This is a genomic window from Neorhizobium sp. T7_12 (assembly GCF_002968535.1).
Lineage (GTDB): Bacteria > Pseudomonadota > Alphaproteobacteria > Rhizobiales > Rhizobiaceae > Neorhizobium > Neorhizobium tomejilense.
In genome coordinates, this window is sequence record NZ_PVBK01000017.1 from 55,330 (window position 1) to 76,647 (window position 21,318).

The window sequence follows — 21,318 nt, forward strand, 5'->3', positions numbered from 1 at the left end:
GGGGAAATTCTTTGGACGCGATGATTGCGACCTTCCTGATCCAGGATGGTGTCACCAATGGCGCGATCTATGCGCTCCTCGGTCTGGCGCTGGTCCTGCTCTTTTCGGTCACGCGGGTGATCTTTATTCCCCAGGGCGAATTCGTTGCCTATGGCGCGCTGACGCTGGCGCTTCTCGACGGTGGGAAGGTGCCCGCCACCACCTCGCTTCTCCTCTGTTTCGGGGCGATTGCTTTCCTGTTCGACCTCTGGAGCATGCGCCGCGGCACCGATATCCGCGCCTTTCTGCGCAGCCTCGCGCTCAACCTGGTGCTCCCCGGCGTGATCTACGGCATCACGATCGTGCTTGCGCCGCTCGATCTTCCGTCTGTCGCGAAGGCCCTGCTCACCATTCTGATCATCACGCCCATGGGCGTGTACGTTTATCGGATCGCCTACCGGCCACTTGCCGATGCGTCCGTGCTCGTCCTGCTGATTGCCTCGGTTGGCGTGCATCTCGCCATGATGGGGCTTGGCCTCGTCTTCTTCGGCGCCGAAGGCCTGCGCGCCGAGCCGCTCGCCGACGACAACTACACGATCGGAGCCTTGATGGTGAGCGCCCAGAGCCTCTGCATCTACGGAGCGACGATCGCGATCATCGTCGGCCTCTACATGTTCTTCGAGCGAACCCTGCTCGGCAAGGCGCTGCGTGCGACCGCCGTCAACCGGCTCGGCGCACGGCTGGTCGGCGTCCGCACCCATCTGACCGGCGTCACCGCCTTCACGTTGGCAGCCGCCATCGGGGCCGTTTCCGGGGTGTTGATCGGCCCGATCACCACGATCTATTACGACACCGGCTTCCTGATCGGCCTCAAGGGTTTTGTCGCGGCGATCATCGGCGGGCTTGCGAGTTTCCCGATCACCGCGATCGCCGCGATCGGCGTCGGCCTGGTCGAAGCTTTCTCTTCCTTCTTCGCCAGCAGCTACAAGGAGGTCATCGTCTTCGGTCTCATCATTCCCGTTCTGATCTGGCTGTCGCTGAGCGGCGGCTTCCACGAGGAGGAGTGAGCGATGAAGATCGAGCGTTTGCTTCCCGGCGTCGCCGGCATCGTTTTCCTGGCGATCATACCGCTCCTGCCGGTGCCGCCCTTCTGGCTGACGATCCTCAACAATATCGGCCTCGCCTCGCTGGTGACGATCGGCCTCGTGCTGCTGACCGGCGTCGGCGGCCTCACCTCGTTCGGCCAGGCCGCCTTCTGCGGTTTCGGCGCCTATACGACGGCCGTGCTGAGCACGAACTATGGCTTGTCGCCGTGGCTGACCCTGCCGTTGTCGCTGATCGTCGGCGCGGCGACCGCCCTGCCGCTCGGCCTCATCACCGTGCGCCTTTCCGGCCACTTCCTGCCGCTCGGCACCATCGCCTGGGGCCTGGCGCTTTATTATCTGTTCGGCAAAATCGACCTCCTCGGCCGTTACGACGGCATTTCCGGCATCCCGCCGATTGAATTCGCCGGCTATCGCTTCATGAGCGACGGGTCGATCTATTACCTCATCTGGTTTTTCGTGATTGCGGTCGCGATCGGTGCGAAAAACCTGCTCGACTCGCGGATCGGCCGTGGCATCCGGGCACTGCGTGGCGGCGGTCAGGCAGCGGAAGCCTTCGGCGTCAACATCGTCCGCGCCAAGCTCACCGTCTTCGTGTTCGCCGGCGTGGTCGCGGCCCTTTCCGGCTGGCTCTACGCCCATATGCAGCGCTCGGTGAACCCGACGCCGTTCGGGCTCAGCATGGGCATAGAATATCTGCTGATGGCCGTGGTCGGCGGCTCCGGCCATGTCTGGGGGGCAATCTTCGGTGCCAGCATCGTGCTGATCATGAAGGACGTGCTACAGCGTTTCCTGCCGGACCTGATCGGCACGACCGCCAATCTGGAAATGGTCGTTTTCGGCATCCTGCTGGTGGTGATCCTGCAGCTCGCCCGGGACGGCCTCTGGCCATTCGTCTTAAAGCTCCTGCCGAAGCGGCCCGCGCGGTCTCTCCCGGCGTCCGACGACAGGCTTGCCAAGCGAACGCTCGCGCCGGCCGGCTCGTCGCTGATCAAGGTGGAAAAGGCGCGAAAAGCCTTTGGCGGCCTGGTGGCGGTCAACGATGTCAGTTTCGAAGTGCGCGCCGGCCAGGTCGTCGGCCTGATCGGGCCGAACGGCGCCGGCAAGAGCACGACCTTTAACCTCATCACCGGCCTTGCTTCATTGACCAGCGGATCGGTTTTCTACGAAGGCCAGCCGATGACCGGCGACAGCCCGCGCGAAGTCGCCAAGCACGGCATCGCCCGCACCTTCCAGCACGCAAAAATCCTGCCCGACATGTCGGTGCTGGAAAACGTCGCGCTCGGCGCGCATCTGCGTGGCTTGGCCGGTGTCTTCAGGAGCTTTTTGCGGCTGGAGCGCAGGCAGGAGGCGACGCTGCTCGCCGAAGCTGCCTTCCAGCTCGAACGCGTCGGGCTCGGCGCATATCGCGACCGGCCGGCCGGCGATCTGGCGCTCGGCCAGATCCGCATCCTGGAGATCGCCCGGGCCCTCTCCGCCGATCCGGCCGTGCTGCTGCTCGACGAACCCGCGGCGGGCCTGCGTCACGGTGAAAAACAGGAGCTCGCCAACCTCTTGAAGAAGCTGCGCGAGGAGGGCGTCAGCGTGCTCCTCGTCGAACATGACATGGGCTTCGTCATGGGCCTCGTCGACCATCTCGTGGTGCTCGATTTCGGCACCCTGATTGCCGAAGGCAAGCCGGCGGACGTGCGCAAACATCCGGCGGTCGTCGCCGCCTATCTGGGAGGTGTCGCATGAGCGGAAACCTGCTCGAACTCTCCGACCTTCACGTCTCCTACGGCCGAGCCGAGGTGCTGCACGGCATATCGATGAGCATGAAGCCCGGCAGCATCGTCACCGTGATCGGTGCAAACGGCGCCGGCAAATCGACGCTGCTCAACGCCATCATGGGCATCGTCCCCTCCTCCGGCGCGATCGTCTACGACGGCGCGCCCGTGCCGCGCTCGGTCGAAGGCCGCGTTGCCGGCGGTCTCTGCCTGGTGCCGGAAAAACGCGAACTGTTCTCCACCATGTCGGTCGAGGACAATGTCGAGCTCGGCGGCTTCCTGCGCAGCGCCGCTGAACGCGCCGAGACGCGCGAGGATGTCTACGCGCGTTTCCCGCGCCTGGCCGAACGCCGCAAGCAGCTGGCCGGCACGCTTTCCGGCGGCGAACGGCAGATGCTGGCACTCGCCCGCGCCCTGATGAGCCGGCCGCGCCTGCTGCTGCTCGACGAACCAAGCCTCGGCCTGGCGCCGAAGATCGTCATCGACATCCTCAACATCGTCTCGGAACTGCGAAAGACCGGCGTCTCTATCCTGCTCGTCGAGCAGAATGCCCGCGCCGCGCTCGAAATCGCCGACGAGGGTTACCTGGTCGAATTGGGCGAAGTCCGCCTTTCCGGCCCGGCAAGCGAAATGGCGGTCAATCCGGCGCTGATGGAAAGCTATCTCGGCACTCATTCCTGATGAGACAATTCGGTCGGGCCAAGGTCGGTCAATCGAAGCTCTCGACCAGCTTCCGGCGAAACTCGTCCATGCGATAGACCGGCGTGGATGGCAGCGGGATCATGCCCTTCTGCCAGTTCCAGCCCTCGAGGCGTTTCAGGAGATCCGGGTTGCCGCTGACGATATGCATCGGCACGTCGCGCGAGGCGCCTTCGCCGGTAACGATAGACGCCGGCTGGTGATCGCCGAGCAGGATGAACAGCGTGTCCTTGCCGTAACGCGCCATGTAGGAGCCGAGCGTCTCGAGCGTGTAGTCGATCGAGGTGAGGTATTGCGCCCGCACGCGGTTGGGATCGGCCCAGACGACTGAGGGCGGGTCGCCGCTTTCCGCCTGCGCATTGAAGACGGCACCGTCGCCGACCTTATCCCAGGGGATCAGCGACGGGAGCGGCGTCCAGGGAGCGTGGCTGGAGATCAGCGCCATTTCCGCCATGACCGGTTTGTGGCCGGGCTCGTCACGGGCCTGCCGCTCCAGCCTCTCGAACGCCTCGAGCGTGAACTGATCCGGCATCGTCACCCAATTGAAGGGTTTTCCGCGATACCCGAGCCCCCCGGCAGCATGGATGCTGTCATAGCCGAAATAACCGGCTTCCGGCCAGTCGAGCGTGATCGCCGGCATGACCGCTGTGGTGCGCCAGCCGGAGGAGCGGAAGAGGTTGTTGAGGCTTGTCCGCTCGCTGGTGATCATCCGGTCGTAACGACCCTGATTGTCGACCCAGAGGCCGGAGAGCAGCGTGCCATGCGCCAGCCAGCTGACGCCGCCGACCGTCGGCGAAGTCAGCCACCCACTGCGTGCCTCCAGCCCCGCCGCCTTGATCTCCCTCTCCACCGAGGTCAGCCGGCTGCCGACGCGCGCCGCATAACGCGGATCCTCGATCGCGCTGCGGCCATAGGATTCGATGAAGACCAGTACGACGTCCGTGCCGGCAAGCGCCGAGAAATGCGGCCCGCCGGAAACCGGATCCTGCTTCAGCTCCTCCTCGAACCGGGCGAGATCGGCAATCGACCGCTTCACCATGGTGACGCGGTTGACGAAATAGGAGACGGCATGCGCCTCGACGCCAAGGTTGCGGCGATCGGGGTCCTGAACCGCAAGCGCCACCAATCCGATCAACAGGACCGCACCGCTGACGCGAACGGACATGCGCCGGGCTCCGCGCGAAAGTCCCCGGAAACCGCCGAGCGACCAATAAAGGACGGCCGCGACAATCAGCCAGGCCAGAAGGCCCGCGCAGATGATCCCCACCGCCTCGGTGACGCCGACCGCCCCGCTCAGGAGGTTCCAGCCGTCGGTGAGGATCTTGAGGTCGAGATAGGGATTGAACGGCCGCTGGAAAGCGGTGCCGGTGCCGATGTCCGCGAGTTTCAGGAACAGCATCGCTGCCAGCAGCAAGGTGACGGCCCACCGCAAAAAGGGAAAGGCTGGACCGGCCAGCACCGAAGCCAGCAACGCAACCCCCGCCACCTCCAGCGGAAATCTGAGCTCGGAAACATCGGTGAAATGGGAAGGAACGGCGAGGATGGCCGCAACGATCGCCAGCGCAATCGTGATCCTCAGAAATGCCGATCCATTTGCCTTGCGCTGCGCGATATGCCCTATTCTGGCGGCGTCACTCTGGCGAAAAGGCCGAAATTCGTTCATGCGCTGTTCCTGCAAAACCTTCGGCCTATGCGTTTTCTGAAGCTTATAGGCTTATCTGCGGCCTTCGCACTTCTCATTGCCGTGATCCTGCGCTTCGATCCGCAACGGATTGCCGCAAGCCTGACCTCGGCCGATCTGACCTATATAAGCGCCGGCCTCATCCTCGTGCAGGTGCAGATCGTACTCTCGGCGCTCCGCTGGCGGTTCACGGCAGCCCGACTTGGCCAGCACCTGAGTGTCGGGAAAGCGATAGGCGACTATTATCTCGGAACGCTGCTCAACCAACTTCTGCCGGGCGGAGTGGCAGGCGATGCCGTTCGCGCCGTCCGCAACCGGGCCCATGGTGATGGTGGGTGGAGGGTGCCGGTGCAGGCTGTGCTATTCGAGCGGGTCGCCGGGCAGGGGGTATTTTTCGTCATCGCGACCTTCGGCGTCATGCTCTGGCCGCTTCTGGGCGGGGCGGCGATCCCCGAAAACCTGCGCCATCTTCTCTCCGGTTTCGCACTCGTCGCCGCCGGCCTCGCCATCGTGTTCCTGCTGCTGCTCCGCCTGCCCCCGCGCCGCGTTCAGCCCCTGCTTGCAGCGCTGAAGACAGCGCTGGCGCAGGTCTTCCTGCGGAACCGGGCCTGGATCGTGCAGACGCTGTTCAGCCTCGTCATCGTCGCAAGCTATATCGCGATGTTCATGCTCGCCTCGGCAGCTGTCGGGGCACCCTTACCGGCGCTCGCGGCTGTCACCGCTATTCCGCTCTGTCTGCTGATGATGCTAATCCCCGCCACCATTGCCGGCTGGGGCGCCAGGGAGGCGGCAGCGGCAGCCCTCTGGCCGCTCTTCGGTTATGCCGCGTCCGACGGCGTCGCCGCCAGCATCCTCTACGGCATTCTGGCGCTTGTCGGCGCAGCACCCGGCCTGGTGTTCATCTTGGTGTCGCTATTCAGCAGACGGAGCCGCTGACCCGTCAGGCCTCCAGCCGAGCGTAGATATCGCCGGAGGACACCCGATCGGCAAGGCCGGCAATCTCGGCCAGCATCGCATCGGCGGTTATCCATTCGTCATGGACGAACCGATGCCGCTCGCCCTCGACCCGGTTGAAGCGATAGGGACCGCGTTTGCGCAGATGGCCGATCGCTTCCTCGGCGATTTCCATCGTCGCCGGGATATATTCGAAGGCGATCAGCGGGATGGGATGGTGCAGCCCGGCGATGATATCCGCCTCGGCGCCCTCCACGTCGATCTTGCAGAAGGCCGGCAATCCGTATTCTTCGATCAGCGCATCGAGCGTCGTCATCTCCACGCGCTCGACCCTATCCCAGGTGACGTTGCGAAAACCGGAGGTCTTTTCGACTTTCGAGATCCAGGACGAGGATATGCTGGTCACGGTCGGGTGGCGGCTGGAAATATGCAGATCGACGCTGCCGGGCTCCTTGCCGACCGCCTTGCGCAGCAGCGTCAACTCTTCGCCGGCGAAGGAACGGGCAATGAAATCGGCAAACAACGGCTGCGGCTCCAGCGCGACGATCCTGGCGCCGAGCAACAGAAGCGTCCGGCTGCGGCTGCCGGCATGCGCACCGATATCGAATACGAGATCGCCTTTGCGGACGACGCCCGCATAAAACCGCTTCAGCGAGGAACGCCGCCAGGGCTGGCCGTAATAGATCAGCAGCGAGCGCGTGAGGCCCAGGGAAGCGGAAAAATCAGGCCGCGGCATGATGGCTCCTGCTCGCACTCACCAGGAAGATCACGTCGACGGCGAAGGAATAGGTGAGCGAGGCGAGGGCCGCAGCCGCAAGCAGGGTGGAGACCGGCGAGGTAACGACCGGAAACAACATCAGACAGAGCGCCACGCCCTGAACGACGCAGATCGCCTTGCGGCGCATCGAATGAGGCAGTTCGCCCCTCAGCGCCGGAAAGACCGCCTGCGCCCCGACATAGGCATAGCGCATCAATCCGATCAGCAGGACCCAAAGTCCCGCCTTGCCGAGCCACACGGCCGCGAGCGACAGGAAGAGGATCAGCAGCGCGTCGATCTCCATGTCGAATCGCGCGCCGAACCGGGAAGACGTCCCCGCCTGCCGTGCGACGAAGCCGTCGACACCATCCAGGACAAGCGCAAAAGCGACTAGGAAGCCGAGCATCCACAAGGCGCTCTGGTCGAAGCCCACACCGAATTGCGGCGACGCCAGCACCATCCCGCCTAAAACCGACGTAAGCGCGGCACGGATTGTCGTGACGATATTGGCCGCGCCGAAACGCCCATGCCCATGCGCGCGCAGATTGCCGAGCGCGACGGCGGAAATCGCCGCGTAGATGATGAAGGCGCAGCAGGCCGCGGCCGTATCGATGCCGAGCCAGTCGCCGAGGAAATGCATGGCCGAAACCAGCGCGGCAGCAACGGTCATGGTGACCGCATAGGCATCGAGTGAGAGCAACCGGTGAGCCCTGCGTGCCGCCTGGCGATCCAGCGGCCCGGCATTCATCCAGTCAGCCATCGGACGTGCCTTCGTCGTCCAAGGGATGATATGAAATATTCATGACGCTCTCCTCACAGGCACTACATGGAGAAGAATACGGTGGGCAGCAAAGGCCGGATCCGCGAAGCCGCGTCAAATAAACGTGATGGCCATATCGCCCTCTCGCCGGACGGCTCCCTTGCCGTCATCCTCGAAGCCTCTAGGTCTGGATTGTTATGGCGTGAAAGGTGCGAGGCGTGACAAGGCGTGAGACAGCCCCGCGTGCGGCGGTGCAGAAGGAGGGACGAGCCCTCTGGATCGAGGAGACGGGCCGTTGCGCGCTTCGGCAGGAGGAGCTGCCGGCGGCCTGCGAGGACGAGGTTGTCGTCCGCACGCTCTATAGCGGCATCAGCCGGGGTACCGAATCGCTCGTTTTTGCCGGACGGGTGCCGGAAAGCGAATACGAGCGCATGCGCGCCCCGCACCAGGCGGGCCAATTCCCCTTCCCGGTGAAATACGGTTATGCCGCCGTCGGCGTGGTCGAAGAAGGGCCTGAACATCTCGTCGGCAAAACGGTCTTCTGCCTGCATCCCCATCAGGACCGTTTTCGCATGCCCGTTTCCGCCGCCCACCCGCTGGTCGATGGTTTGTCCCCGCAGCGCGCCGTGCTGGCCGCCAATATGGAAACCGCGCTCAACATCACCTGGGACGCAGGCATTCAGCCAGGCGACCGGGTAACGGTGTTCGGGGCCGGCGTGATCGGGCTCCTGGTCGCCTACCTTGCCTCGCGGATCATCGGCACCGAAGTGGTGATTTCCGATATCGAGCCGGATCGCGCCGGACCTGCCGAGGCTCTCGGCCTCCGTTTTTCATCTGCCGGTCATCTGCCCCATGATTGCGACGTGCTGATCAATGCCTCCGCCTCGGCGGACGCCCTGGCGACGGCGCTCGATCACGCCGGTCTCGAGGCGCGCATCGTCGAGGCCAGCTGGTATGGCGAAAAGCATGTGGAGATCCCTCTCGGCGGCGCTTTCCATGCCAAGCGGCTTTCCATCGTCAGCTCGCAGGTGGCCTCCCTGCCGCCGGGACGGCGCGCCCGCTGGGACAACAGGCGACGCATGGGCAAGGCGCTCCAGCTTCTCGCCGACGACCGGCTCGACCACCTGATTTCGGGCGAAACGCCGTTCGAGACCATCGCTGCCGATTATGCCGAGATTATCGGTTCGGCCGCCACGCTCTGTCATCGCATCAAGTATTGAAGGAATTCCCGCATGTTCGCCGTCGAAGTCCGCGATCACATCATGATCGCGCATAGTCTTGCCCGCCCGGTTTTCGGCCCTGCCCAAGGCATGCACGGAGCGACCTTCGTGGTCGACGCCGCCTTCTTCACCAGCGATCTGGACGAGAACGGCCTTGCGGTGGATATCGGGCTAGCCACGGACGTGCTGAAGGAAGTGCTGGCCCCGCTCAACTACCAGAACCTCGATACGCTGGAGATTTTCGCGGGCAAGGTGACGACGACGGAATTCCTCGCCAAGCACATATTCGACCGCATCGCCGATGCCGTCCGGAACGGCCGGCTCGGCGAGGGTGGTAGCCGCATCCGCAAACTGCGGGTCATGCTGCACGAATCGCACACCGCCCGCGGCTGGTTCGAGGCCGAGCTGTGAGCCGCGATCTCGTCTTCGCTTATCCGGGCGAGCTGGAAACCCGCACGGGCGGTTACGGCTACGATCGCCGTGCCGTTGCGGCCCTGCGCGATCTCGGCTGGAATGTCGAACTGATCTCCCTCGGCAACGGCTTTCCGAACCCGGACTCAAAACAGCTCGGCGATGCCGGGCGGAGGCTCTCCGGGCTAGCCGATGACAGTCTCGTGCTGCTCGACGGACTAGCCTTCGGCGTGATGGACGAATGGGCCGGGCGCGAAGCGAAACGCCTGAAGATCGTGGCGCTCGTGCACCACCCGCTGGCGCTGGAGACGGGGCTCGACAGCAAGCAGCAACAGGCTGCGGCCGCCCGGGAGAAGGCGGCTCTGGCGCACACCCGCGGCGTTATCGTCACATCGGATGCCACCGCCGCCGAACTGGCCGCCAATTACGCCATTCCCGCGGAAAAGATCACGGTCGCCATCCCGGGCATGGATCCGGCACCGCTGGCTGTTGGTGGCGGCGATCCGCCTCTGATCCTCAGCGTCGGCACGCTGACCCACCGCAAAGGCCACGACATACTGATCTCTTCGCTCGAAAAGCTGCGCGATCTGCCATGGACCTGCCGCATCGTCGGCAGCAAGGTGCTCGATCCCGGCATCGCAGCAGAGCTCGAACGCCAGGTCGCCCAATCCGGGCTCGGCAACCGCATCGAACTCGCCGGCCAGATCGACGACACCCGCTCCGAATTCGCCAAGGCCGACATCTTTGCGCTGGCGAGCCGTTATGAAGGTTACGGCATGGTGTTCGCCGAGGCGCTCGCCCAAGGGCTGCCGATCGTCGGCTGTGCGGCGGGGGCCGTGCCGGACGTCGTGCCCAAAAGCGCCGGCTTTCTCGTGCCGCCGGACGACCCGGACGCCTTTGCCGCCGCTCTGCGACGGCTGCTGGAGGAGCCCGAAACCCGCATTTCCATGGCCGACGCCGCAGCGATCGCCGGTGCCGGGCTTCCCTCCTGGCGGGACACTGCCGTCACCATCTCCGGTTTTCTGGAAACGGTTCCATGAGCGGCTTCGACAGGGACTGGCTGGCGCTGCGCGAGCCCGTGGATGTTCTCGCACGGGACGCAGACCTGCTGGCAGCGGCTGTACAATCCCTCGAAAGCGCCTCGGCCCCAACCGTCCTCGATATCGGCTGCGGCACCGGCTCGACCTTCCGCGTGCTCTCGCAGAGACTTCGAAAGCCGGCTCACTTTCGGTTTTTCGACCATGACCACCGGCTGCTGGACGAAGCCCGCCGCTTGCACGGCGATGCTGTCGACCTCATCCACGGGGATCTCAACGACATCGGAGCGCTGCCACTCGCCGAAGTCAGCCTCGTGACCGCGTCTGCGCTCTTCGATCTCTGTTCGGAGCAGTTCATTCGCCGTTTCGTCGCCCATATCGCGCAGAGCGACGCCAGTCTCTACGCGGCGCTCAACTATGACGGCCGGATGCGCTGGTCGAAGCCGCATCCGCTGGACGAGGCCGTGCTTGCGAGCTTCAACGCCCATCAGCTGAGCGACAAGGGTTTTGGATTTTCGCTGGGGCCGGGGGCGTGGGAGACGCTGGCCGATTGCCTGAGGGAGAGCGGTTATACGGTGAGGACCGCCGAAAGCCCATGGACGATGACTGCAGACCATCGCGAGCTGCAGCGTCTGTTCCTCGACGGAGTGGTGCGCGCAGTCTATGAATACGGCCAGCTCGACGAGAACGAAATCCGCGATTGGGCCGATTTCCGGCGGAAAATGGTCGATCGCGAAGGCAGCCTATGCCAGGTCGGCCATCAGGACATCCTCGCAATCCGCTGAGACAGTCGCCTGCTGCGCTTCCATGCGGAAATTGCAGTTGAATACGATATCCGTGCCGATATTGTAGACCTGAACCTCCGGGCGGCGGGCTTCCGACAAACGGTCGATCGGCGAAAGGCGGATGCCGGCGGGACCCGAACCGATGATGATCGGCGCGACCGAGATATGCAGCCGGTCGACCATCTGGGCGTCGACAAAGCGGGAAATGGTGGTTGCGCCTCCCTCGACTAGCACCGTGGTGAGGCCGCGTTCGGCGAGCGCCTCGACAATATCCCGCGGCGCGAGCCCCCCATCCGCCTGGCGCGGCAGCCGGATGATCGTGTGCCGGACGTTGCGGCGCGGAATGTCATCGGCCTGCAGAACGAGCACCGGCGCGCCCCCGTCATGCAGCATCTTGGCCCGCTCCGGCATGCGGCCATTGCAATCCACCACGACGCGCACGGGGCTTCTGCCGCTGACGGCACGAACCGAAAGACTGGGGTTGTCGGCAGCGACCGTCCCGACCCCGACGATCACTGCATCCACCAGCGCCCGGCACCGGTGCAGATGGGCAATCCCGTCGCAGCCCGACACATCCTGGGCATCGCCGGTCGGCGTTGCGACGCGGCCATCCAGAGACTGGCCGACCTGGGCCAGAACCAGAGGCTCGCCGCGGATTGCGATCGGCCTGTAGAGCGAGAGACCGGAACCATCGACATCGGCGGAGAGCGCAACCGGGCGCAAGGAGCCTTCGCGAAGCGAAAGCAGATGCTGCCACAGCTCTTCGGTCATCCTCACTGATCGCATGTCCCGCCTCGTCTTCCGGCCGAAAAAGATGAATGCCGGCACCCGCAAAAGGTTCCTCGCCCGCTGCATTCTCCCATAGCTGTAATACGCGCGAAAAATTTCACCAGATCAACATCCCGTCAACCACCAGACGGAAAAAGTCCCTGCTGCCGTGGTAAGGAAAAGGCAAGCTCGGTTGCCGACTCCACCGCCGCGAGAAGCTCATGACGCGCGGCAATGTCCAGCACTTGCTCACGAAAGCCATGCCCCCGACGGCTTCGGATAGTCGCGATGCGATCTCCATGGGTATCCTCAAGGCCATGCAAATGTAATAGATGAAGCCCGGCCAATCGAGTGCAGCTTGTGATGAGAGATATCCAGGAACAGAGTATTATCGAAAGCCTGTCCCAGCGGCACGGGTTCAGCCCTGGTGTGGTCGAGCATCTTGCGATGGCCTTGATCGCCGGGCATGCCAGTCAGGCACAGTTCAACCACGTCGAGCTTGGCGGCATGGGGCAATGGTCAAGCGGCGGCATGATCATGATCGGTGACATGTTCAACAATGGGTTGAAGCACCGGGTGGATATGCTTTGCTCGGAGATTGCCGCTTATATCCGCTCTGGGGAACTCTCCGGCCCGAAGGTAGATCGGCCCTATCAATCTCAGAGCCAGGGAGACGGAAACAGCTTCTTTTACCAGTCGAGTTCGCATAGCGGCTCGTGGCCGCAAAATCTCGGCCAGCCCTCATCGACTGGCGCGCAGAATAACCTTCGCTATGCCTTCTTCCCGGCAAGCCGCCGCCTGGCCATCGATGTAAACGGGCAGATCACGGTATACGACACAAAAGACCATAACATCGGCGGTTTTTCGCAGCAGCAGAGCGGCGACCAGTCGTTGACCTTCACCTCACAGCACGGGCTCGTGCGCGTATCGGAACTGGAAATCGTATCGTCCGCTGACAACAGACCGGCACCGACCGAAGAACAGGAAACGCCGTCAGGCCAGAGCCCGAGCGTCGATATTCCATCGATAGCTGTTCTGACCCCAGATATTCGCTCCTCGCCGATTGGCGTCGATCCAGACGATATCATCAGCAAGATTGAACGACTTGCTGGTCTGCATTCGAAAGGAATACTCTCAGACGACGAATTCACGGCGAAAAAGACGGAGCTGCTTAAGCGACTGTAACGCTGGCAGCCCCAGGATCGTCATGGCGGAGAGGGTGGGATTCGAACCCACGGTGCCCTCGCAGGCACGCCGCATTTCGAGTGCGGTGCTTTCGACCACTCAGCCACCTCTCCGCTTAAGACGTGATGACGCGTTGGTCAGCGCGGGCGTTCTCATAGCGGGCAAACATGGGGCTGGCAAGGGGCGAATATCAAGTCTTTACATCCTTTCGTCTTGACAGTTTTTTGCCGCTCGCGTATGTCCGCTCGCGATCAGGCGTGGAAAAGTATCCATGCCTCTTTGTTTGTGTGGAGGTTGTTGGAACAGCCACGCGAATTCCACCGGCAGCAAGTTCCAGAAGATCGTCTCTTTCGAAACCCTGCTAGAGCCCGACTGATAAAAAGACGGCCGCCTTTTAAATAGGGCAGAGCCGGAACGAACATGAAAGGATAAAAAATGTTCGCAGTCATCAAGACCGGCGGTAAACAGTACCGCGTGGCAGCCAACGACGTGCTCACCATCGAAAAGCTGGAAGCCGAAGCTGGTTCTGTCGTAGAATTCAATGAAATCCTGGTTGTCGGCGTTGGTGCCGATGCCAAGTTCGGCGCTCCCTTTGTTGCGGGTGCGACGGTCAAGGCCGAAGTGGTCGAGCATAATCGCGGCAAGAAGGTTCTTTCCTTCAAGAAGCGTCGCCGTCAGAATTCCAAGCGGATTCGCGGCCATCGCCAGCATCACACGGTCGTCCGCATCACGGACATCTTGGCTTAACAACGGGTTTCGAAGGGTAAAGGAGAACTCCAATGGCACATAAAAAAGCTGGCGGTTCGTCGCGCAACGGTCGCGATTCGAATTCCAAGCGCCTTGGCGTGAAGAAGTTCGGCGGCGAAGCTGTCATTCCGGGCAACATTATCGTGCGTCAGCGCGGCACGCAGTGGCATCCGGGTCAGAACGTCGGCCTCGGCAAGGACCACACGATTTTTGCACTCACCACCGGCAATGTGAACTACCGAACCAAGGCCAATGGTCGAGTGTTCGTGTCCGTAATGCCGAAAGCCGAAGCAGCAGAATAAAGCCGGCAAGCGTTTTAAGCAGCCGGTGTCACATCGACCCGGCTGAACGCCCAAAGGTTCAGTCAGAAAAAAGGGAAGATGGGACACCACCATCTTCCCTTTTTCTTTGCCCCCAACAGGAGGACTGAACATGCAAGGCGAATTACTGAGGGCGAGCCAATCCCGGCCGCCAGAGGATCGGTTAAGACCCGACCGGTCGAGAAGCGATTGCCCCGTCTTACTGTCGCAGAGGTTAGTTCTGCGCACCCCCCATGAAGAAGACATCGACGCACTTGCCCATCTCGCCAACAATGCGAATATCGCGACCATGGTGTCGCGTATGCCGCATCCCTATACGGCTAAAGACGCAGCCGATTTCGTGCGACGCACGAAGGCCGGCGAGATTGGCAAATGCGTCTACGCCATCACGCGAGGAGACAACGGCGCCTTTCTCGGTTGCTGCGCGCTTGAACCGCAACAGGACGAAAGAACGCTCGAACTCGGCTATTGGCTGGGGGAACCCCATTGGAACAGGGGTTATGCCACGGAAGCCGCCCATGCCCTCATCGACATGGCCTTCCGCACCCGCAACAACATCGACCATATCGATGCCCGCTGCCGGGTGACCAACATCGCCTCCCGGCGGGTGATCCAAAAATGCGGTTTCCAGTTCCAGGGCACCGGCATGATCGATTGCCTGGCGCTTGGCGGCATGGTCGCCGTCGAGTGGTTCCGGCTCGACCGCAAGACCTGGATGTCCTTGAGAAGCTGGGGAGAACTGCGATGAACGCCGCCGTCCTCCAGAAGACGAGTTCGACTGTCACGATGCCCGGCCCCTGCCCGGTCATCACCACGGAAAGGCTGGTTCTTCGCCCGCACAAGATCACCGATGCGACGGCAATCGCCGAATCGCTCGGCGATTTCAAGGTCGCACGCATGCTGGCGCGGGTGCCGCAGCCCTATGACCGCCAGGACGCGCTGGATTGGCTCGTCCCGCATGCATCCGGCATCCTGCCGGACTGGACGCTGGCCATCACCACCGGTGACGACACCCATATCGGCGCCGTCTGCCTGGAGCCGAGACGCGGTCAATGGCGTCTAGGCTACTGGCTGAACCGGCTCTACTGGGATCGGGGTTACATGACCGAGGCGGTGGCCGGGGCGCTGGAACGTTTCTTCCGACGGATGCCGGAAGCGCAGGTCTTTTCCGGCGCCTTTGCTGACAATCTGGCCTCGCTGAACGTCCAGAAGAAGCTCGGCTTCACCATCGTCGATGCAAACCAGCTCTTCAGCCTGTCCCGCAACCGCCTGGTCCCGCATATCGAGACCATGCTTTTGCCCGAGGATTTCCGGCGGCCGGCCCGACCGTGACGCTCAGGTAACAAAGATCCGGCGGAGGAAGCTCCGCCGGATCACTCACTCGACCTCGACCCAGACCGGGAAATGGTCGGAACCAGGCGCCTCATTGTCGATCCAGGCGTTTTTCAGCCGCGGCACCAGCCCGGCATTCACGAAGCAATGATCGAGATGCATCTTTATCGGCCCGTCGCCCGGCGGCTTCGCCCAGGTATAGGTCTCCGGCGTTACCGACCCAAGGCGGTCCAGCACGTCGACGGGTTCGTTGGCGCGCAGGATGCGGCCGTAATAACGGTCTCGCTGGCCGGCCATGGCGATATACTCGATCGATTCCGGCTCCATGTTGAAATCGCCCATCAGCAGGAAATCCTCCGGCAGCGGCAGATCGGGGAAACCCTCTTCGGCGCCGCCGGTCAACGAGCCGCCCTCCGAGACGAAGTCCAGCACCCGCTCCTTAAGATAACGGATCTGGCCGAGCCGTTCATCGGCAGAAACATGGTCGAGGTGGACGGAATAGACCCGAAGCGGCCCGCCGGGTGCAACGATGACCGCTTCCAGCGCGCCGCGCTGCAGGTTGAGCATCTCGACGGTGCGGCTGCGGGGCAGCAGAAGATGGCGGGTGGCAAGGATCGGCCAGCGCGACAGGATCATGTTGCCGAACTGGGAACGGCGCTCGATGCGGCGACCGTTCTCGACCGAGACGTCGAGCAGCAGGTCGCAAGGTGCGCCATAGATATGAAAATGGTCCGGAAACAGATCCGAGAAGCGGGCGACAAGATCCACATGGCCATTCCTGGGGAAACCGCGGGTCACTTCCTGAAGCGCGATCACATCCGCTCCCTCGATACTCGCGGCGATGCGTTCGGGATCGAACACGCCATCCATGCCGACCCCGTATTGAATGTTATAGCTGACGAACTTCATGATATTCTTTGACCTCCGCCCCAACCGACGATATCGAAACCCCTATCGACATGCACTGAGCGCCCTAACTGAAGCGACAGGCATCCCGACTAACACAAGACTGACGGCGACAAGATGAAATTTCTCGACGAGGCAAAAGTCTATATCCGCTCCGGCGACGGCGGCGCGGGCGCGGTCTCGTTCCGGCGGGAAAAGTTCGTCGAATTCGGCGGACCCGATGGCGGTGACGGCGGGCGCGGCGGCGACGTCTGGGTGGAGGCCGTCAACGGCCTCAACACCCTGATCGATTTCCGCTTCCAGCAGCATTTCAAGGGCCAGACTGGCACCCACGGCATGGGCCGCAACCGCACCGGCGCCAATGGCGGCGAAGTGACGTTGAAAGTGCCCGTCGGCACCCAGATCTTCGAGGAAGACAACGAGACTCTGGTCATCGACCTCACCCGCGAAGGCCAGAGGTTCCGGCTCGCCAAGGGCGGCAATGGCGGCTTCGGCAATACCCATTTCAAGAGCGCGACCAACCAGGCGCCGAACTGGGCCAATCCCGGGCTTGAGGGCGAGGAAAAGACCATCTGGCTGCGGCTGAAGCTGATCGCCGATGCCGGCCTCGTCGGAATGCCGAATGCCGGCAAGTCGACCTTTCTTGCCAGCGTCACCCGCGCCCGTCCGAAGATCGCCAACTACCCGTTCACGACGCTGCATCCCAATCTCGGCGTCGCCACCATCGACGGCCGCGAATTCGTGCTCGCGGATATTCCCGGTCTGATCGAAGGCGCCCATGAGGGTGTCGGCATCGGCGACCGGTTCCTCGGCCATGTCGAACGCACCCGGGTGCTCCTGCATCTGGTCTCCTCCGTCGAGGAAAAGGTCGGCAAGGCCTACAAGACCGTCAAACACGAACTCGAGGCCTATGGCGGCGGCCTGATCGACAAGCCGGTCATCGTGGCACTGTCGCAGATCGACGTGCTCGACGACAAGGAGCTGAAGAAGAAGGCGAAGGAACTGGAAAAGGCCTGCGGCCAGACGCCGTTCCTGATCTCCGCCGTCACCGGCAAGGGGATGACCGAGGTGCTGCGCGCGCTACGCGACGTGATCGTCGAGGCGAGCGGCGTCAACGAAACCGCGCTGCCCGATCGTTCGACCCCCATCCAGGATTTCGATGAGGACGAGGACGAATGACGGCGGTCCGCAAGCCTCTCGCCGGCCATCGCCGTATCGTCATCAAGATCGGCTCGGCACTGCTCGTCGATCGCAAGACGGGCCTGAAATCGCAATGGCTTGACGCCATCTGCGCCGATATCGCCGCGTTGAAGGCGAGAGGCATCGACGTTCTGGTCGTCTCTTCGGGCGCCATCGCCATGGGCCGCACCGTGCTCGACCTGCCCTCGGGCGCGCTGAAGCTCGAAGAGAGCCAGGCGGCGGCGGCCGTCGGCCAGATCGCGCTTGCCCGCGCCTGGTCGGAAAGCCTGTCGCGCGATGGTATCATTGCCGGCCAGATCCTGCTGACGCTGGGCGACACGGAGGAGCGTCGCCGTTACCTTAACGCCCGTGCCACCATCAACCAGCTTCTGAAGATCGGCGCCGTGCCGATCATCAACGAGAACGATACGGTCGCCACGACCGAAATCCGCTATGGCGACAACGATCGCCTCGCCGCCCGCGTCGCCACCATGACCAGCGCCGACCTGCTCGTGCTCCTGTCCGATATCGACGGCCTTTACACTGCTCCGCCGCATCTCGATCCCGACGCGAAATTCCTGGAATTCGTGCCCGCAATCACGCCGGAGATCGAAGCCATGGCCGGCGGCGCTGCGTCCGAACTGTCGCGCGGCGGCATGCGCACCAAGATCGACGCCGGCAAGATCGCCACCGGCGCCGGCTGCGCCATGATCATCGCATCCGGCAAGACGGAGCATCCGCTGCGCGCCATTGAAGAGGGCGCCCGCTCCTCCTGGTTCGCGCCCTCCGGGACCCCCGTGACTGCACGGAAAACCTGGATCGCGGGCCAGCTTCAGCCGGCCGGCGAACTTTTCGTCGATGAAGGCGCTGAAACCGCGCTCGGCACCGGCAAGAGCCTGTTGCCCGCCGGCGTGCGCCGCATCAACGGCCATTTCCATCGCGGCGACACGGTCGCGATCATCGGCATCGACGGTCGCGAGATCGCCCGAGGGCTTGTGAGCTACGACGCCGAAGAGGCACGCCAGATCACCGGGCGCAAATCCGGCGAGATCGAAGCGATCCTCGGTTATGCCGGCCGCGCCGCCATGGTCCATCGCGACGACCTGGTGATGACCGGGCCGGCGAAACGTAAAGCCAAAAAAGAAGACCGCAAGGAGGATGCCGCCCATGCTTGATATGGTTGCAAAGGCAGGCGACGTCGCAACTGTGATGGGCGAGATCGGTCGCAATGCGAAGGCTGCGGCCCGCGAGCTCGCAACGGCTTCGACCGACGCGAAGAACAAGGCGCTCCAGGCGATGGCGGACGCGATCCTTGCCGCCAGGGATAAGATCCTCGCCGCCAATGCCGCGGACCTGAAGCAGGTCGAGGGCAAGGACCTTCTGCCGTCGTTCATCGACCGGCTGACACTCACCGAAAAGTCGATCGCCGGCATGGCTCAGGCGCTACGCGAGATCGCCGAGTTCAAGGATCCAGTCGGCGAAGTCATCGCCGCCTGGGACCGTCCGAACGGGCTCCATATCGAACGCGTCCGCACCCCGCTTGGCGTCATCGGCGTGATCTATGAAAGCCGGCCGAACGTCACCGCCGATGCCGGCGCGCTCTGCCTCAAGGCCGGCAATGCCGTGATCCTGCGCGGCGGCTCCGATTCGGCCCGATCCTCGGAAGCGATCCACGATTGCCTCGTCGCCGGCCTGAAGACGGCGGGCCTTCCGGAACACGCGATCCAGATCGTGCCGACCACCGACCGTGCCGCCGTTGGCGCCATGCTGTCGGGCCTCGATGGCGCGATCGACGTGATCGTGCCGCGCGGCGGCAAGAACCTCGTCGCCCGCGTCCAGAACGAGGCGCGTGTGCCGGTCTTCGCCCATCTGGAAGGCCTCTGCCATATCTACTTGGACGCCTCCGCGGACCTGGAAATGGCCAAGAAGATCATCGTCAACGCCAAGATGCGCCGCACCGGCGTCTGCGGAGCGGCCGAGACCCTGCTGGTCGACAGTGCCGGGATCGGCACGCATCTGATGCCCGTCCTCGAAGCACTGACGGAGGCTGGCTGCGAAATCCGCGCCTCGGCGGCCGTCCTCAAGGTGTTTCCGGGCTTCAAGCCTGCGACGGAAGAGGACTGGCGCACCGAATATCTCGACGCGGTGATCTCGGTTGCGATCGTCGACGGCATTTCCGGCGCCATCCGCCACATCAACACCTATTCCTCGAACCATACGGAGGCGGTGATCGCCGAGGATCCTGAGGTCGTCTCCCGTTTCTTCAACGAACTCGACTCAGCGATCCTGCTGCACAATGCCTCCACCCAGTTCGCCGATGGCGGCGAGTTCGGCATGGGCGGCGAGATCGGCATTTCGACCGGCAAGATGCATGCGCGCGGCCCGGTCGGCGTCGAGCAGCTGACCTCGTTCAAATACCGGGTGCACGGCACCGGCCAGATCCGGCCCTGATCCCGCGTGACGGAAGAGACGATCGACCGCCGATATCTGGTCATGCCGCATGCCGAACGAGGCATGGCCGTCGGCCTGTTGGGCGGTTCGTTCAATCCGCCGCATGAGGGTCACCTCCTGGTCGCCGAGATCGCGCTTCGCCGGCTCGGCCTAGACCAGCTCTGGTGGATGGTGACGCCGGGCAACCCGCTGAAAAGCCGCTCCGGGCTGGCCTTGCTCGGCGACCGGCTGGCGATGAGCGAAAAGCTGATCGACGACCCGCGCATCAAGATCACCGCCTTTGAGAAGACGCTCGGCGGATCCTATACCGCCGATACGCTCTCCTTCGTGAAGGCCAGGAACCCGCTCGTGCATTTTGTCTGGGTGATGGGCGCCGACAGCCTGAAAACCTTCCATCTCTGGCAGAAATGGCAGACGATCGCCTCGACCTTCCCGATCGCCGTCATCGACCGGCCGGGAGCAACGCTGTCGTTCCTGTCGTCGAAAATGGCCCGCACCTTCGATTACGCCCGGGTGGACGAGGATGACGCGGGCACGCTCTGGAAGCGGCGCGCGCCGGCCTGGACCTTCATCCACGGCCCGCGTTCGGCGCTGAGCTCCACGGCGATCCGCGCCGCAAACGACCAGAAATCGGACTAGCATCGGCCGAGCTGCTGCGACGAAAGGGGTCTACATCTTTCTATCACCTTTTCGGACGCTCTCTTGAAAGATTAAGAATTCGATGCCACCTTTAATACAGCGGCCGAGCGTGAATCGGATTCGCTTCAAGTGCCTGTTGCTGTTACCCGGATGAAAGGACAAACCCTGACAACAGTACACGCCAAGGGCAGGACGGCCTCCGTTCTCCCGCAGAGCCTGGAACGTGGCGCCGATGCTGCCGCCCGCGCTCTCGAACTGGTCCTCGCAAGTCTCGAGGACTCCAAAGCTGAAGAGATTGTCACCATCAACATTGCTGGAAAATCAGCGCTCGGGGACTACATGGTCGTTGTCTCCGGACGATCGAACCGGCATGTCATGGCCATCAGCGATCACCTGATTTCCGACCTGAAGGACGAGGGGCTGGGAACCGCCCGCGTCGAAGGACAGGAGACCGGTGACTGGGTGCTCATTGACACCGGCGACATCATCGTTCACGTGTTCCGGCCTGAAATCCGCGCGTTCTACAACATCGAAAAGATGTGGGCGACGCCGGATATCCAGGAAGGCACGCTGCTGCACTGACGGGTTCGGGCATGTCCTGAACCGGTCGGACTGAGGTCGAAATCACGCGGCTGGGTG

23 protein-coding genes and 1 tRNA gene are annotated in these 21,318 nt (G+C 63.2%); 18 read left to right on the plus strand and 6 right to left on the minus strand.

Going from position 1 to position 21,318, the window contains the following annotated elements:
- Positions 1 to 11: 11 nt before the first annotated feature.
- From C5J26_RS25935 to C5J26_RS25945, 3 genes are read left to right on the plus strand one after another with little or no spacing between them, the layout of a single operon-like run.
- Complete coding sequence (locus tag C5J26_RS25935) at positions 12 to 1,046, plus strand: branched-chain amino acid ABC transporter permease (RefSeq protein WP_105404396.1); 1,035 nt, start codon at positions 12 to 14, stop codon at positions 1,044 to 1,046.
- A gap of 3 nt (positions 1,047 to 1,049) precedes the next feature.
- Complete coding sequence (locus tag C5J26_RS25940) at positions 1,050 to 2,819, plus strand: ATP-binding cassette domain-containing protein (protein WP_105404397.1); 1,770 nt, start codon at positions 1,050 to 1,052, stop codon at positions 2,817 to 2,819.
- Positions 2,816 to 3,529 carry an ABC transporter ATP-binding protein gene (locus C5J26_RS25945; protein ID WP_105404398.1) on the plus strand — a complete coding sequence of 238 codons (714 nt, stop codon included), beginning with the start codon at positions 2,816 to 2,818 and terminating at the stop codon, positions 3,527 to 3,529. Before C5J26_RS25940 ends, C5J26_RS25945 begins: the two co-directional genes overlap by 4 nt.
- A 28-nt stretch (positions 3,530 to 3,557) precedes the next feature.
- Here C5J26_RS25945 and C5J26_RS25950 read toward each other — a convergent pair whose 3' ends face one another.
- Positions 3,558 to 5,210, minus strand: a complete 1,653-nt coding sequence (locus C5J26_RS25950) for a sulfatase-like hydrolase/transferase (RefSeq protein WP_105404399.1) — start codon at positions 5,208 to 5,210, stop codon at positions 3,558 to 3,560.
- 27 nt (positions 5,211 to 5,237) lie between these two features.
- On the opposite strand from C5J26_RS25950, the gene C5J26_RS25955 reads away from it, so the two are divergent.
- The gene (locus C5J26_RS25955; RefSeq protein WP_105404400.1) at positions 5,238 to 6,164 is read left to right on the plus strand and encodes a lysylphosphatidylglycerol synthase transmembrane domain-containing protein; all 927 of its coding nucleotides are present in this window, start codon (positions 5,238 to 5,240) and stop codon (positions 6,162 to 6,164) included.
- A 4-nt stretch (positions 6,165 to 6,168) separates the two neighbouring features.
- Here C5J26_RS25955 and C5J26_RS25960 read toward each other — a convergent pair whose 3' ends face one another.
- Positions 6,169 to 6,918, minus strand: coding sequence for an FkbM family methyltransferase (locus tag C5J26_RS25960; protein ID WP_105404401.1), 750 nt, complete (start codon positions 6,916 to 6,918; stop codon positions 6,169 to 6,171).
- Positions 6,905 to 7,699 (minus strand): CDP-alcohol phosphatidyltransferase family protein, encoded by a 795-nt coding sequence (locus C5J26_RS25965; RefSeq protein WP_105404402.1) that lies wholly within the window; start codon positions 7,697 to 7,699, stop codon positions 6,905 to 6,907. The genes C5J26_RS25960 and C5J26_RS25965 overlap by 14 nt, the downstream gene beginning before the upstream one ends.
- 218 nt (positions 7,700 to 7,917) lie before the next feature.
- Between C5J26_RS25965 and C5J26_RS25970 the strand changes: the two genes are divergently transcribed.
- Genes C5J26_RS25970 through C5J26_RS25985 form a run of 4 tightly spaced genes read left to right on the plus strand, consistent with a single transcriptional unit; the run spans position 7,918 to position 11,152 of the window.
- Complete coding sequence (locus C5J26_RS25970; protein WP_245441276.1) at positions 7,918 to 8,919, plus strand: zinc-binding alcohol dehydrogenase; 1,002 nt, start codon at positions 7,918 to 7,920, stop codon at positions 8,917 to 8,919.
- A 12-nt stretch (positions 8,920 to 8,931) separates the two neighbouring features.
- The gene (locus tag C5J26_RS25975) at positions 8,932 to 9,330 is read left to right on the plus strand and encodes a 6-carboxytetrahydropterin synthase (RefSeq protein WP_046612005.1); all 399 of its coding nucleotides are present in this window, start codon (positions 8,932 to 8,934) and stop codon (positions 9,328 to 9,330) included.
- Complete coding sequence (locus C5J26_RS25980; RefSeq protein WP_105404404.1) at positions 9,327 to 10,370, plus strand: glycosyltransferase family 4 protein; 1,044 nt, start codon at positions 9,327 to 9,329, stop codon at positions 10,368 to 10,370. The genes C5J26_RS25975 and C5J26_RS25980 overlap by 4 nt, the downstream gene beginning before the upstream one ends.
- Positions 10,367 to 11,152 carry a class I SAM-dependent methyltransferase gene (locus C5J26_RS25985; protein ID WP_105404405.1) on the plus strand — a complete coding sequence of 262 codons (786 nt, stop codon included), beginning with the start codon at positions 10,367 to 10,369 and terminating at the stop codon, positions 11,150 to 11,152. Before C5J26_RS25980 ends, C5J26_RS25985 begins: the two co-directional genes overlap by 4 nt.
- Here C5J26_RS25985 and C5J26_RS25990 read toward each other — a convergent pair.
- Positions 11,111 to 11,938, minus strand: coding sequence for a dihydrofolate reductase family protein (locus C5J26_RS25990; protein ID WP_105404439.1), 828 nt, complete (start codon positions 11,936 to 11,938; stop codon positions 11,111 to 11,113). The two genes, C5J26_RS25985 and C5J26_RS25990, sit on opposite strands and share 42 nt — an antisense overlap.
- Positions 11,939 to 12,283: 345 nt before the next feature.
- Here C5J26_RS25990 and C5J26_RS25995 point away from each other — a divergent pair, with 345 nt between their 5' ends.
- On the plus strand, positions 12,284 to 13,105 hold the full coding sequence (locus C5J26_RS25995) for an SHOCT domain-containing protein (protein ID WP_105404406.1): 822 nt from the start codon (positions 12,284 to 12,286) through the stop codon (positions 13,103 to 13,105).
- A gap of 23 nt (positions 13,106 to 13,128) precedes the next feature.
- Here the strand turns inward: C5J26_RS25995 and C5J26_RS26000 are convergent.
- Positions 13,129 to 13,218 (minus strand) — tRNA-Ser (locus C5J26_RS26000).
- A 322-nt stretch (positions 13,219 to 13,540) separates the two neighbouring features.
- Here C5J26_RS26000 and rplU point away from each other — a divergent pair.
- The 4 genes from rplU (at position 13,541) to C5J26_RS26020 (ending at position 15,504) form a co-directional block, all read left to right on the plus strand.
- Entirely contained in the window at positions 13,541 to 13,852 is a 312-nt protein-coding gene (gene rplU, locus C5J26_RS26005; RefSeq protein ID WP_007757413.1) for a 50S ribosomal protein L21, read from the plus strand.
- A 32-nt stretch (positions 13,853 to 13,884) separates the two neighbouring features.
- Positions 13,885 to 14,154: a 50S ribosomal protein L27 gene (gene rpmA, locus C5J26_RS26010; RefSeq protein WP_105404407.1), complete on the plus strand. Its 270-nt coding sequence runs from the start codon at positions 13,885 to 13,887 to the stop codon at positions 14,152 to 14,154.
- Between the two features lie 130 nt (positions 14,155 to 14,284).
- Positions 14,285 to 14,920, plus strand: coding sequence for a GNAT family N-acetyltransferase (locus C5J26_RS26015; RefSeq protein ID WP_046606681.1), 636 nt, complete (start codon positions 14,285 to 14,287; stop codon positions 14,918 to 14,920).
- Positions 14,917 to 15,504 (plus strand): GNAT family N-acetyltransferase, encoded by a 588-nt coding sequence (locus C5J26_RS26020; protein WP_105404408.1) that lies wholly within the window; start codon positions 14,917 to 14,919, stop codon positions 15,502 to 15,504. Before C5J26_RS26015 ends, C5J26_RS26020 begins: the two co-directional genes overlap by 4 nt.
- Positions 15,505 to 15,549: 45 nt before the next feature.
- Here C5J26_RS26020 and C5J26_RS26025 read toward each other — a convergent pair whose 3' ends face one another.
- Positions 15,550 to 16,413 (minus strand): endonuclease/exonuclease/phosphatase family protein, encoded by an 864-nt coding sequence (locus C5J26_RS26025; RefSeq protein WP_105404409.1) that lies wholly within the window; start codon positions 16,411 to 16,413, stop codon positions 15,550 to 15,552.
- Positions 16,414 to 16,527: 114 nt separating this feature from the next.
- Here C5J26_RS26025 and obgE point away from each other — a divergent pair, with 114 nt between their 5' ends.
- The 5 genes from obgE (at position 16,528) to rsfS (ending at position 21,261) form a co-directional block, all read left to right on the plus strand.
- Positions 16,528 to 17,589 (plus strand): GTPase ObgE, encoded by a 1,062-nt coding sequence (gene obgE / locus C5J26_RS26030; RefSeq protein ID WP_105404410.1) that lies wholly within the window; start codon positions 16,528 to 16,530, stop codon positions 17,587 to 17,589.
- A complete protein-coding gene (gene proB, locus C5J26_RS26035; RefSeq protein WP_105404411.1) occupies positions 17,586 to 18,764 on the plus strand; it encodes a glutamate 5-kinase in 1,179 nt (392 codons plus the stop codon). The genes obgE and proB overlap by 4 nt, the downstream gene beginning before the upstream one ends.
- Positions 18,757 to 20,040, plus strand: coding sequence for a glutamate-5-semialdehyde dehydrogenase (locus C5J26_RS26040; RefSeq protein WP_105404412.1), 1,284 nt, complete (start codon positions 18,757 to 18,759; stop codon positions 20,038 to 20,040). Before proB ends, C5J26_RS26040 begins: the two co-directional genes overlap by 8 nt.
- 42 nt (positions 20,041 to 20,082) lie before the next feature.
- Positions 20,083 to 20,679: a nicotinate-nucleotide adenylyltransferase gene (locus C5J26_RS26045; RefSeq protein ID WP_371681951.1), complete on the plus strand. Its 597-nt coding sequence runs from the start codon at positions 20,083 to 20,085 to the stop codon at positions 20,677 to 20,679.
- A 150-nt stretch (positions 20,680 to 20,829) separates the two neighbouring features.
- The gene (rsfS, locus tag C5J26_RS26050) at positions 20,830 to 21,261 is read left to right on the plus strand and encodes a ribosome silencing factor (RefSeq protein ID WP_046636738.1); all 432 of its coding nucleotides are present in this window, start codon (positions 20,830 to 20,832) and stop codon (positions 21,259 to 21,261) included.
- The last annotated feature ends 57 nt before the right edge of the window (positions 21,262 to 21,318 follow it).